Genomic DNA, 11,211 nt, shown 5'->3' on the forward strand with positions numbered 1-11,211 from the left:
TCCTGACCAACGCCGGCGCACTGGACCGCGACAAACAACTCGCCGTGGTCCGCCAATTGACCGACCTCGTCGCCAAGGCCGCCGGGGACCCGTCCCTGACCGAACGGACCTGGGTGCAGCTCACCGAGGCCGTTCCCGGCGGCTGGGGACTCTCGGGGCACGCCAACACCAACGAGGACCTGATCGCCGCCGCCCGCGCCCAGCTCACCGAGATAGCCGCCCACAAGGCGTGAATCCCACACTCTCGCAGTAGAACACGCACAATCACGCGTCCGCGAGGACGCGCGTCGGCGGCCCGAACAACAAGTCGGCGAACAGTGCTCCATCGCCCGCACCAACAGGACCTCATCGAGGTCCTTCAGCTCTGTCGTCCTCGCCGGCCGCCGGCTCAGATACTGAGCTGGCGGCCGCACATGCTCGGTCGTGGTTTGGCTCGCTTGCCGTACGAGCGAAGCTCTGTCGCCCGAACTTCAGCTGTTCAGCCAACCGAAGCACTCCGCGGACCGCGCCCGGCCCAAACATGAACCTGGCGGCAACCGCGCACACAGATCCGGCATAGAAATCGCGCCGACCGAACACCAAAATCAGCCTTTACCAGCGAACTACGCCATATCCGTTGTTCTTTCGGCGATTACTACCTTCATCACCTGCCCCGCGCTCACGTCCGGCAGCGGCTCCGGCGGCCGCCACCCGATGAGGTGGGTACCGGTGCTCTGGTATTCGCCGATCTTGGTTTCCTTGCGCCGCAAGTACTCTTCGCTGTCGAGGCCCGACACTTCGACCACTGTGGGCTCGGCGGTGTCGGTGAGGACGAAGTCTGGCAAGGTCAGCGCGGTGTGGTCGTAGCGCACCGGTTTGAGAAGTGTGCGTCCGGCCTGCTGCAGGGCGGCGGCCATCACGAGTTCGTAGCTTTCTCTACACCATGCAAGCCGACACGCCAAAGCGCGTGACCGAGCGGCGGAGACCAGGCCCGATGGCGATGATGTCGCTTGCCAGTGTGGAGGGACCACCATGTTGCCAGCCGTAGGCCCACCGGCAATAGATTGTTCTCCTGGGAACGTGTTCCAGATGTGCCGTGCGGGCCGATCATGACGACGGCAGTCCGGACATCCCATAATCAGGAGGACGTTCCACATATCCAGACACCGACGCACAGAGCGTCCTTCTATGCCTGCGGTCTCAATGGGTCTGCGCAACACTGGGTTACGGACGCCCTCGACAGACTCTCGAATTCCGCACACCATCAGTAGCACTCGACGAAGTGTTGCGATGACCGCCTGAACCCGCACCGCATAGCGCGCTGATCGAACCGGCCAGCACGGAACCGCTCGCCGCAGGAAGCGCTGCGGCGCAGTGACATCCGCTACGGCCGAGTTCAGGTCGATACATGGGGAATGATTGGTCGCGAAGGCGGGAATTGAACCCGCGCCTCCGCGACTGAGCGAAGGGTGCTCTACCAGCTGAGCTACTTCGCGACCGCCCGTCAGCGCAAGGGCTGAAATTCCTTGCGGCAAGGGAATTCCCTGCTATCGGAGCTGGGCGGACCGGCCCCGAGATGCACTGAAATCTAGCCGAATGTCGCTCATGAGCGGTTCGGTGTGAGGGTCCCTGTGTGTGGCCACCTCGGAGACAGTGTGAACCAACGGCTCTCAGGCCACGGGAAGTAGTCTCCGAGAATGCAAGCCGGTATCGAGGGAGCCGTCCGAGCGGTCGAGGTCGCCGAGGCCTTCCACTGGACTTGGAAGGACGAGGACGTCTCGCGCTTTTGTGACGCAGCGGGATAGCACATCCAAGACCAGCGGACGCGCGGCGCGACACTCGTGATGAACCTCCAGATCGACAAGCCGGTCGCGTTCGTGGCGACGGACCGTAGCTTTCCTCAGCAGCATGGCGGCACCAAAGAGTCGGTGTTGAACCTCGACTTCAGATTCACCGACATCGGTCCTCTGACCGTTGGATCGGGGCGCGTGATACTTGCTGAGCTGAATGAGCGGCTGACGGCGGTTATTGGCACTCCGACCTGGTCGGACGTAAGCGGGAGGGCGGCATGGTGTCTCCGCCGCGCGGTCATGCTCGTCGAAGCCGGGGACGAGGCCCTCTACATCGATCTTGTCAATCCTCCGTATCAGAGATGGCACGACAAGTCGGACGCGACGGCCACGCGACCCTGCAGTCATGCGGAGCCCGTCTCGGTGCAGCGCAGGTGTCGGTGTGAGGGCTCAGACTGACAGTTTCCCAACTCCATTGGAAGGCGATCGCGCTATGCCCGTAAACACATCGCCTGCGCCCTCAGTTCGGTGTCCTCGGCTGCGCCATTCGTAGTTTCCCCGAGGTCGACACACCCAGTACCCGGCACGAGATCGCGACCGGGACACCGGCTCGGGCGAGTTCGATCGCGCGCTGACGGAATTCCGGGGACGTGCTGGAGGCATTGCGGACTCCTTCCGTGAAGCGAGTATCCCGCCTCACTGGTGGTGCCCGGAAGACCGTAGGAACCTCAGCCAGATCGAAATTAGAGCCGCGATTTGCGGCTAGGCCTGACCGAAGAGCACTTCTCTACAACACATTTCGGCATACCGCTGGCGCAGCGAGTCGCCAAACCGCTTCCATGAATCCATGACAGCGAGCTCGACTCGCCTGATGCCATGCCCGACTCCTTTACACGCCGGCAGGGCATTTCTACCCAAGAAGAAAGCGGTGACACAATGACCGATCAAATCGACCCCGCCTCGCGCGAATCAATGAGGCCGGGCACAGGACAGCACCCCATCTGGCTCAGCACCAACGAAGTAGCCCAGCGATTACGAGTTCCACCGAAGACTCTCGCCGTTTGGGCCTCGGCCAGGCGCGGCCCCCGGTTTGCACGAATCGGCCGTTATCGACGCTACCGACTGTGCGACGTGATCGCCTGGGAGCAGCAGCAACTTGACAGCAGATCCGACTCAGAGTCAGACAAAAAGCGACGATAGCTATCAATTGGCTAATGCTGCATGGCTTGAACACTCAGCCGTCATCGACCAACGTTTGCTGCGCAATCCTACGAAGTCACCTACTCAAGCATGAGCTGGCCACGATCGGAGTTAATGCATGGCACACATTCAGAAGCGAACCACCGGTAAGACCGTCGCCTACGTCGTCCGCTGGACCGATCCAGCAGGCGTGGAACGGTCGGAATCATTCTCCAAGCGAGGAAGATACGACATCCCCGGAACTGCGGAACACTACAAACACCAGCTTCAAACGAAGATCGCCCAGGGCATCTACGTTGATCCGGACCTTGCGAGGGTCCCACTCAAGGTCGAGGTCGACAAGTGGGTCGAGCGAGCGCACACGCAAGGCACACGCGATGCGCGCCGCAACTTCGCAAAGAATCTCGGACTCTTGGCTGCCACTCCGATCGGCGAAATCCGCCCATCCGACATCCGCGACTGGCTCGACCATCTGACGCGTGGCAGATCGTGGCACGGCGACCGCGCACTCGGCGAGAACACCGTCGCACTCCAATTTCAGTTTCTGACAACAGTTCTCAAGATTGCGGTCGACGACAGCATACTGGTCTCCAACCCGTGCAAAAAGGTGAAGGCCCCGCCACGCCCTGACACCGCCAAGGCCTCTAGTCAACTGTTGACGATCGACCAGGTGTGGTCACTGATCGAGAACACAAATCGACAGACAGGCTGCATGCTGCTCCTGACCGCGCAAACTGGACTACGGCCGAGCGAAGTAGCGGGACTCCGTGTATGCGATGTCGATTTCCTGCACAGGAGGATCCATGTTGTGCAGCAGGCCAACCATGACCTAAACAAGCCGCCCACATCGCGCCTCAAGACCCGAACGAGCAAGCGGACGATTCCGCTTCCTCGCGAGACCCACGATGCGCTGAGCAGCTTCCTCACCAGGGTCACACGAGAGCGAGACGATGTCCTGTTCCGCACCAAGTTCGGCAACATCTGGTGTGTGGGCTCGATGGCAGACGTCTTTCGCTATGCAGCCAAGAAAGCCGATGTGCCGGCCCACTTCTCGTGGCACTCCCTCCGCCACTTCTACGCGTCCGCGCTGATCGAGAAGGGGGCGTCGGTCAGGACAGTCCAGGCCCGACTGGGGCATGCCACCCCGGACATCACCCTGCGGGTCTACACACACCTTTGGCCTGACAACGACACCCACACGCTCGACGCAATCGACGGGATCTTCGCTCACAGAACTGGGTAACCCCCCAGGGGTAGCACCCCGCCGAGGTCGGCTTCCGGTCGGCAGACGGGATTTGAACGGGATTTGGGCGGCGGATAGACCAGGACAAATACACGTCCTGCAGGTTAGATGCGTTCCGGAACGGGCATTGCCGCCCTATGTTCATCATCATCGGGCTCATCGTCCTTATCGGCGCCGTGGTCGTCGGGGTTGCCGGCATTGCGGCCAACAGTGGCGAAAATCATCTGGTTCCAGGCGGTTTCACCGTCTTCGAGCACACCTATGCCGGCTCGTCCGGTCTGCTGTTCGCTTACGGCATCCTGATCGGGGCGATCGGCACCTTCGGGCTGATCATGCTGCTGGCCGGGACGTGGGCCACGTCCCGGCGAGGTCTCGCCGCACGTCGCGATCTCAAACACTCGCGTCGCGAAATGGCTGCGGCCCGGCGCCAACTCACCACCAAGCCCGTCCCGGAACCGCAGCCGCCCAAACGATCTGCCGTGCCGGCGGATCCGAAAACGGCGGCCGCAACAGCGCCGTCGCAGCCGACCTGGTCCTTCAACCGGTTCATGAACCGCTCCACGCCCGCGAAGCCGGCTACTTCGCTCTCGAAATCGAAATAGGGCAGGCGCGGCGCTGGTATTACCGACCACCCCGGGGTAACGCTCGCGGCCGCCGCGAGGCCCATCCACTAGCTTGAAACCTATGACGGTGACGGTGCTGGTTCCGGATGACTACGGCCTCGCGGCGGTTTCACGCCTGGAGGGCGCGCGGGCGTTGCGCTTCCGGCTCGGGGAGCCGCTGCCGGCGGGAGCCGACGAGGCCGAGGTCCTGGTACCCGGTTTCCTGGTCGGCCCCGAAGCGGTGCAGATGACCTGGGCGCTACCGAAACTGCGGCTGGTGCAGTTGCTGACCGCCGGTGCGGAGGCCTGGGTCGGGAAGGTGCCTGCAAGCGTGCAGGTCTCCATTGCCCGCGGCGCGCACGGGGCGAGCACCGCCGAATGGGCGATCACCGGATTGCTCACCGTGTACCGGGAATTCATCGAGTTCGCGACGGCGCAGCGCGAGCATCGGTGGACGCAGCATCAGACGGATACGTTGTCCGGCAAGCGGATTCTGATTGTGGGCGCCGGTGACCTGGCCGCTGAGCTACAGCGCAAACTCGCACCGTTCGACGCCACGAGCGTCCTGGTCGGTACGCATGCCCGCGAGGAAGTGCACAGTGTGGACGAACTGCCTCGACTGCTCGGTGATTTCGATGCCGTTGTGCTCATGGTGCCGGTGACCAGTAAGACCATCGGCATGGTGGATGCGGCTTTCCTGGCCCGCATGGCCGATGGCGCGATTCTGGTGAATGCCGCCCGCGGCCCGGTGGTCCACACCGATGCGCTGCTGGCCGAGCTGCAAAGTGGCCGTCTGCGTGCCGTTCTCGATGTCACCGATCCGGAGCCGCTGCCCGCCGGCCATCCGCTGTGGGATGCGCCCGGGCTGTTGCTCACCCCGCATGTGGGCGGCAGTAGCCGGGGCGCCCAGGAGCGCGGGTGGGCCATTGCGAGCCGTCAGATCGGCCGCTATCTCGCCGGGGAGGCGCCGGACAATCTTGTGCACGGCGAATACTGATCTCCCCTGGACGATCTCGCCGGCGGCTATAACGAGTCTTTGCCGATCGGCCGATTCAGCATGCGCCACTCCCGCTCCCAGCGGGCATTGCGCCGGGAATCGAGCACGGCGGCGGTGATCCACACCGATGCGGCAGTGGCGCACCAGCTTTCGACCAGAATCGCCAGCCCCGTACCGACGCCCTCGGCCGCGGCCGAACCCGGCCGCGCCGGTGCGATCGCGGGGTTTCCGTCGGGCCCGATCCACATCGAGGTGGTCGTCCCGACCGCCTGCGGTCCCGGGATCTCGATGGTGCCGGTCCTGGCGTGCGCGTCGAACATCCATTGCACGGGAACCTGATACCGGTCCGGCTGGGCGCCGTAGCGATCCGCCGTCGCCAGCCGCTGCGCATCCGCGGTGAGCGTGGCGGTCACCCGCGTCTTGCCCGCGTCCTGCGCGACGATCCGTGCCTGGGCGCCGGTGTAACTCACGGTCCCGATGGCGCCGGATATCGGCACTGCCACCACCACGGCCAGCGCCGCCAGCACCCGCATCAGGGTCTCGAACCGATCGGAAACACGCATGAGCGGATTGGGGTTCCACGGTCGAACCTGCCATGCCCGCGCCATAGCTGAAGCACCCTCCGGCACCTGGACCACCTCCCTCCACGGCACCACTGGCACCGATCACATCGGTAGCAGTACCCATTCAAATACCCCTTGAACAGCGAAATGTCCAGCGGCAATCTGGCCACGGAGGTCAGCGGGCGGCAAATCTACGCCGGCGGAGCGGGCCACAGGGTCGGCGCACAGCGGGCGGGGCCGAGGCGAGGGACGCTTGTCACCGCGATGATGATGCGCGTAATGCTCACCAGCGCACCGAGTGTCACCGGGAGGATCACGAGATCGCGGGGGGCTTCGGCGAGCAGGGTCAGCAGGGTGATCAGCAGGATCGCGTCGATCAGCACCGCTACGGTCGCCGTGACGAGCAAAGCCTTGGCGGCCAGGCGCGTCGGGATTCGCACCAGGCGGCTCGCCCGGCCGGTGGAGGCGATGGCGAGGACGGTGAACGGCGCACCGACGACGACCGCAAAGGCCATGATCACGAGACCGGCGATGGTCAGAGATCGGGGTACCGCGCTGAACGAGCCGAGCAGCGCGGCGGTCCCCCACAGCACGCCGATGACCGGGCCGATCGCGGTGAACGTGCAGCCGTAACGGTGAATCCGCTTGGAGGACAGCACAGGTACGAATTCCGCGGCGATGATCGTCGGTCCGCCGAATTCCTCGATAGCGGCCGCGCTCGCGCGAGCGAGCGAAAGCCCCTGCGCACGATAATGTTCCACGTCGTCGTGCAATCCGTCGCCGATCTCGGCGAGGATCGCCTGGCGCTCCCACCAGGTGCCGGTCAAACGGGTATCCAGGTCGTCGAGATAGTCGTCGATCAAATTGCGGGCCAAGGCTTTTCCCCCATGACAACGTTCCCCTCCATCAGAGCTCCGACCGCGGCGACGAAGTCCCGCCAGGACGCCCGCTCCACCCCGAGCTGCCGATGTCCGGCGGCGCTGAGCGTATAGGTGCGCCGCTGCCGGCCGCCCTCCCTGGACCACGTGCCGTCGATCAGCCCGGCTTGTTCGAGCCGATGCAGCGCGGGATAGATGGTGCCCTTGGGCAGGTCGAAGCGGCCGCCGGTGCGAGTGCGAAGGGCATCGATGACGCCGTAGCCGTGGCGCGGGCCAGCGGCGAGCACGGCCAGGATCATGCCGTCCAGGTGCCCTTTCAGCACTTCTGCACTCATGGGTAGCAAGCCTACCCTTCAAGGCGAAAGTGCCCTAGCCTATGGGTAGCGTCCCTACCCATAGGAGGTCCCGGTGCGCTACAGGATTGCGTGCGCGGTCATCGCGCTCACCACGGCCGGCGTATCGACCGGCTGCGCCGACGGATCGGGGGGACTACCCGATGCCGGACTGATGATGCGCGATGCCGCAATCTCGGCCGGCGCAATAGATTCCGCACATCTGGTCCTCCAGGCCGAGGGGACGGTGCCCGGCTTCCCACTGCGTGCGCTGGAGGCCGATGTGTCCACGCGCGACGGCGGTAGCGCGACGGGCGTGGCGACGCTGCCCACCGGATCGGTGACCCGCTTCGTCGCCACGCGGGGCAAGGTATTCAGCAAGTCCGACAATGGAACTCTGATCCCGATGCCGTCCGGATTCCTCAGCCCGAACGGGCTGATCGGACACAACGGCGGGCTGGCGCTCCTGCTGCGCACGCTGCGAGATCCCGAAACCGTAGGGCGCGAACAGTTCACCGGCATAGACGCGTTCAAGATAGAGGCGGTGGTTCCGGCCGCGTCGCTCGCCTCGATCCTGCCGGGTACGAGCAAGGACGCGACGCTCACGATATGGGTCCGTGTGCGGGGAGCCCATCTCCCGCTGCGGACCACTCTCGGTTTTCCGGAGCACCCGGACGCTCAGCTGAATGTCGCGGTGTCCAAATCACAGTCGGCCTCCGTGCCGGGCCGGCAATCATGAAGGATCCCGAAATGACGGACAGCGCCATCGATGTGGTGAATCTGAGTGTCAGCCGCGGTAAGCAGGAAGTCCTGCGCGAGATCAGTTTTTCCCTGCCGCCGGGCAGTGTGACCGGCCTGCTCGGACCCAGCGGATCGGGCAAGACCACACTGCTGCGCGCCATTGTCGGCGTGCAGCGCATCCGGTCCGGCAGTGTCACCGTCCTGGGCTGTCCCGCGGGCACCGCGGAGTTGCGCAGGCAGGTCGGCTATTTGACACAGCAGCCTTCGGTCTACGGCGATCTGACGATCCGCCAGAACGCCCGCTATTTCGCCAAGATCCAGGGCACCGGCGCGGCCTCCGCCGATGCCGCGATCCGCGATGTGGGCCTCGCCGATATCGCCGATCGTATGGTCGACGCGCTCTCGGGCGGCCAGCGTGCCCGGGTATCCCTGGCCTGCGCACTGCTCGCACACCCCGCCGTGCTGGTCCTGGACGAACCGACCGTCGGCCTCGATCCTGTGCTGCGCCGCGATATCTGGGCACAGTTCCACACACTCGCCGATGCGGGCACCACGCTGCTGGTCTCGAGTCATGTGATGGACGAAGCCGATCGCTGCGAGCGGCTGCTCCTGCTGCGGGACGGCAGACTGCTCGCCGATGAGACACCGGACGATCTGCGCGCCGCCACCGGTGCACCGAACCTCGAAGAGGCGTTCCTGCGCCTGATTCTGCAACAGGCCGGCACCCCCGGCGACCGAAAGGTGCTCGCCTGATGTCTGTTTCGCTCACCCTCGCCACCACGGCGCGAGTGCTCACCCAGGTCCGGCACGATCGGCGCACCATCGCACTGGTCATCACCGTTCCGAGTCTGCTGCTGGCCCTGCTGCGGTTCATCTTCGTCGACCGTCTCGACATCTTCGATCAGATCGGGCTGATGCTGCTGGGCATCTTTCCCTTCACCTCGATGTTTCTCATCACCAGCGTCGCCATGCTGCGCGAGCGCGTCAGCGGCACCCTCGAACGCCTACTGAGCACTCCCCTGCACAAACTGGATCTGCTCTTCGGCTATGCCATCGCCTTCGCCGCCCTGGCTGCCGTCCAAGCCTGTGTCGCCTGCACCGTCGCCTACGGCCTGCTCGGCCTGCGCACTCAGGGCAATATCGCGACGGTCCTGCTCATCGCTGTCAGCACAGCCATCCTCGGCTGCTGCACCGGACTACTGACCAGCGCCTTCGCCCGCACCGAATTCCAAGCCCTGCAATTCATGCCCGCCATCGTGTTCCCGCAGATCCTGCTGTGCGGGCTCATCTGGCCTCGCGAGGAAATGTCGACCGCCCTGCAATGGGCCAGCGATGCCATGCCGCTGCGATACGCGGCGGAAGCCATGAGCGAAGTAGGCACCTTTCCGCTCCCCACCACCCGGCTCTGGCTCGACCTGCTGGCCCTCGCCCTGTTCGCCGTGGCCACCCTTCTGGGCGGCGCGGCCACCCTGCGCCGCCAAACTCGCTGACCGACGTACACGAAACCTCCTGTGTCACAGGAACATCAGAAGTGAACTGCGCCTAGGCCGCACGGCGCGCCAGGCCTGCCGCCGAGCCCGTCCCGGTCTGCGCTGAATGTGATTTCATTTGCAAAATCACCGTTAATCTGGGTTTACATCCCTGTTGTGCTGCCGTTTTCCGTGTGCCAAGATCAACCGCGTCGGCTCGGGGGGAAGTAATTCGGAGGTAGTCGGCGATCCGCACCAGCGCAACCACTCTCGACCACCACTTTATTCGTGGAGGGTTACTTCCCCTTGGCTTCAAACACATTCACCCGAATGGATTGTCGTTCGCCACGAAAGTATCTGTGGCACACAGTAACTGGTAATCGAGAACAGGGCGCTGCCAATACCATTCAGGGAGCCGCATTGGGAGCGATACTTCTCAGCCGAGAACTGCCCGGAACACCCGAGGCACTGTTCAACACCATCATCTCTCCGACAACCTGGGAACATTGGTTCGGGATCCACCGCGAGTTCGTGGGCAAGCCGCCGGAGCGACTGGCCCAAGGATCCACCGTGGTCTCCGAGGTGCTGATTCACGGGATGGCCGAGGAGGTCGAGTGGACCGCCAGGCGGCTCGACGAGCCCAATCGCGTGGTGCTGCGCGGTATCGGGCAAACCGGCGTCCAATGTGATTTCACCTATTGGCTGCAAGCGACCGATACCGGCACCACCGTCACCGCCGGCATTACCTTCACCGGACTACTGATCACCGAGGCGGTGACGAAGGCACTGGAGAAGCACGGCTACGAGCAGCTCGATCGCACCCTCGGCCAACTCGCGGAACTCGCTTGCGCACTGCATGAATGACGCGCCGCCGATATCGGACCGAAAACTCCGCTAGCGCTGACGTTGTCGCATCGGCGAGGGGTCGCCGATGCTCCGAGGCGGAGTGCGACCGGCGATCAGGACGGCATCACCACCCTGCTGTTTCGCCTGGTACATGGCCCGGTCCGCAGATCGGAGGATCTCCCGCAGCGAGTCCTGATTACGACTCCGATCACCGATCGCCGCCCTATCGACAATGGCGAGTCCGATGCTGGCGGTGACCGATATCGAACCGATCGACTTGGCGACGGCGCCGCGTAGCCGCTCGGCCGCGTCGACGGCCGGCGCGCCGGGCAGGCGCACGATGACCGCGAACTCCTCACCGCCGAAGCGGGCGACAATGCTGCCGGCGCCTCCGGCGACAGCAGCATCAGGACACATATCGTCGGCGCCGCCAAGCCGCACAACCCGATAGCAACCTTCAGCACCCCGAGCGCCGACCGGGACGCGATCGCGTCGACCACCCACCCGTAGTCGACGTCCTCACGCCACCAATCTCGGAGCAACCGCAGACCAACCCGCATGTACTGCCCCC

General features: G+C 64.4%; 15 protein-coding genes and 1 tRNA gene. 10 read left to right on the forward strand and 6 right to left on the reverse strand.

Annotated elements, in window-relative coordinates; genetic code table 11:
* A partial coding sequence (locus JWN03_RS34815) for a tautomerase family protein (protein WP_297624085.1) occupies positions 1–233 on the forward strand: 233 nt, incomplete at its 5' end.
* A gap of 369 nt (positions 234–602) precedes the next feature.
* Here the strand turns inward: JWN03_RS34815 and JWN03_RS34820 are convergent.
* Positions 603–896 carry a hypothetical protein gene (locus tag JWN03_RS34820; RefSeq protein ID WP_297624087.1) on the reverse strand — a complete coding sequence of 98 codons (294 nt, stop codon included), beginning with the start codon at positions 894–896 and terminating at the stop codon, positions 603–605.
* 503 nt (positions 897–1,399) lie between these two features.
* Positions 1,400–1,475, reverse strand: a tRNA-OTHER gene (locus tag JWN03_RS34825).
* Positions 1,476–1,823: 348 nt separating this feature from the next.
* Here JWN03_RS34825 and JWN03_RS34830 point away from each other — a divergent pair.
* The 5 genes from JWN03_RS34830 to JWN03_RS34850 all read left to right on the forward strand — a co-directional run bounded on the left by JWN03_RS34830 (position 1,824) and on the right by JWN03_RS34850 (position 5,811).
* Positions 1,824–2,228: a hypothetical protein gene (locus JWN03_RS34830; RefSeq protein WP_297624089.1), complete on the forward strand. Its 405-nt coding sequence runs from the start codon at positions 1,824–1,826 to the stop codon at positions 2,226–2,228.
* Positions 2,229–2,741: 513 nt separating this feature from the next.
* Positions 2,742–2,969, forward strand: a complete 228-nt coding sequence (locus JWN03_RS34835; RefSeq protein WP_297624123.1) for a helix-turn-helix domain-containing protein — start codon at positions 2,742–2,744, stop codon at positions 2,967–2,969.
* A 118-nt stretch (positions 2,970–3,087) separates the two neighbouring features.
* Positions 3,088–4,212, forward strand: coding sequence for a tyrosine-type recombinase/integrase (locus tag JWN03_RS34840; protein WP_297624092.1), 1,125 nt, complete (start codon positions 3,088–3,090; stop codon positions 4,210–4,212).
* Positions 4,213–4,349: 137 nt separating this feature from the next.
* The gene (locus JWN03_RS34845) at positions 4,350–4,814 is read left to right on the forward strand and encodes a hypothetical protein (protein WP_297624095.1); all 465 of its coding nucleotides are present in this window, start codon (positions 4,350–4,352) and stop codon (positions 4,812–4,814) included.
* Between the two features lie 82 nt (positions 4,815–4,896).
* Entirely contained in the window at positions 4,897–5,811 is a 915-nt protein-coding gene (locus JWN03_RS34850; protein ID WP_297624098.1) for a 2-hydroxyacid dehydrogenase, read from the forward strand.
* Between the two features lie 26 nt (positions 5,812–5,837).
* On the opposite strand, the gene JWN03_RS34855 is transcribed toward JWN03_RS34850, so the two are convergent.
* The 3 genes from JWN03_RS34855 to JWN03_RS34865 form a co-directional block, all read right to left on the reverse strand.
* Positions 5,838–6,419 (reverse strand): Rv1733c family protein, encoded by a 582-nt coding sequence (locus JWN03_RS34855; protein ID WP_441343122.1) that lies wholly within the window; start codon positions 6,417–6,419, stop codon positions 5,838–5,840.
* Between the two features lie 146 nt (positions 6,420–6,565).
* Complete coding sequence (locus JWN03_RS34860; protein WP_297624103.1) at positions 6,566–7,249, reverse strand: hypothetical protein; 684 nt, start codon at positions 7,247–7,249, stop codon at positions 6,566–6,568.
* A complete protein-coding gene (locus JWN03_RS34865; protein WP_297624106.1) occupies positions 7,234–7,587 on the reverse strand; it encodes a PadR family transcriptional regulator in 354 nt (117 codons plus the stop codon). Before JWN03_RS34865 ends, JWN03_RS34860 begins: the two co-directional genes overlap by 16 nt.
* Before the next feature lie 73 nt (positions 7,588–7,660).
* On the opposite strand from JWN03_RS34865, the gene JWN03_RS34870 reads away from it, so the two are divergent.
* The 4 genes from JWN03_RS34870 to JWN03_RS34885 all read left to right on the forward strand — a co-directional run bounded on the left by JWN03_RS34870 (position 7,661) and on the right by JWN03_RS34885 (position 10,658).
* A complete protein-coding gene (locus JWN03_RS34870; protein WP_297624109.1) occupies positions 7,661–8,323 on the forward strand; it encodes an LppX_LprAFG lipoprotein in 663 nt (220 codons plus the stop codon).
* An 11-nt stretch (positions 8,324–8,334) separates the two neighbouring features.
* A complete protein-coding gene (locus tag JWN03_RS34875) occupies positions 8,335–9,078 on the forward strand; it encodes an ABC transporter ATP-binding protein (protein WP_297624112.1) in 744 nt (247 codons plus the stop codon).
* Entirely contained in the window at positions 9,078–9,815 is a 738-nt protein-coding gene (locus JWN03_RS34880) for an ABC transporter permease (RefSeq protein ID WP_297624115.1), read from the forward strand. The genes JWN03_RS34875 and JWN03_RS34880 overlap by 1 nt, the downstream gene beginning before the upstream one ends.
* A 399-nt stretch (positions 9,816–10,214) precedes the next feature.
* A complete protein-coding gene (locus tag JWN03_RS34885; RefSeq protein WP_297624117.1) occupies positions 10,215–10,658 on the forward strand; it encodes a type II toxin-antitoxin system Rv0910 family toxin in 444 nt (147 codons plus the stop codon).
* Between the two features lie 30 nt (positions 10,659–10,688).
* On the opposite strand, the gene JWN03_RS34890 is transcribed toward JWN03_RS34885, so the two are convergent.
* Positions 10,689–11,081, reverse strand: a complete 393-nt coding sequence (locus JWN03_RS34890) for a GGDEF domain-containing protein (RefSeq protein ID WP_297624120.1) — start codon at positions 11,079–11,081, stop codon at positions 10,689–10,691.
* Positions 11,082–11,211: the final 130 nt, after the last annotated feature.

The organism is Nocardia sp., assembly GCF_025465275.1.
Taxonomy (GTDB): domain Bacteria; phylum Actinomycetota; class Actinomycetes; order Mycobacteriales; family Mycobacteriaceae; genus Nocardia.

Coding starts and splice junctions, on each gene's coding strand:
- JWN03_RS34865 (WP_297624106.1), bottom strand. CDS start 7,587: ATGAGTGCAGAAGTGCTGAAAGGGCACCTGGACGGCATGATCCTGGCC.
- JWN03_RS34880 (WP_297624115.1), top strand. CDS start 9,078: ATGTCTGTTTCGCTCACCCTCGCCACCACGGCGCGAGTGCTCACCCAG.
- JWN03_RS34850 (WP_297624098.1), top strand. CDS start 4,897: ATGACGGTGACGGTGCTGGTTCCGGATGACTACGGCCTCGCGGCGGTT.
- JWN03_RS34835 (WP_297624123.1), top strand. CDS start 2,742: ATGAGGCCGGGCACAGGACAGCACCCCATCTGGCTCAGCACCAACGAA.
- JWN03_RS34840 (WP_297624092.1), top strand. CDS start 3,088: ATGGCACACATTCAGAAGCGAACCACCGGTAAGACCGTCGCCTACGTC.
- JWN03_RS34820 (WP_297624087.1), bottom strand. CDS start 896: ATGGCCGCCGCCCTGCAGCAGGCCGGACGCACACTTCTCAAACCGGTG.
- JWN03_RS34855 (WP_441343122.1), bottom strand. CDS start 6,419: ATGGCGCGGGCATGGCAGGTTCGACCGTGGAACCCCAATCCGCTCATG.
- JWN03_RS34830 (WP_297624089.1), top strand. CDS start 1,824: ATGAACCTCCAGATCGACAAGCCGGTCGCGTTCGTGGCGACGGACCGT.
- JWN03_RS34845 (WP_297624095.1), top strand. CDS start 4,350: ATGTTCATCATCATCGGGCTCATCGTCCTTATCGGCGCCGTGGTCGTC.
- JWN03_RS34875 (WP_297624112.1), top strand. CDS start 8,335: ATGACGGACAGCGCCATCGATGTGGTGAATCTGAGTGTCAGCCGCGGT.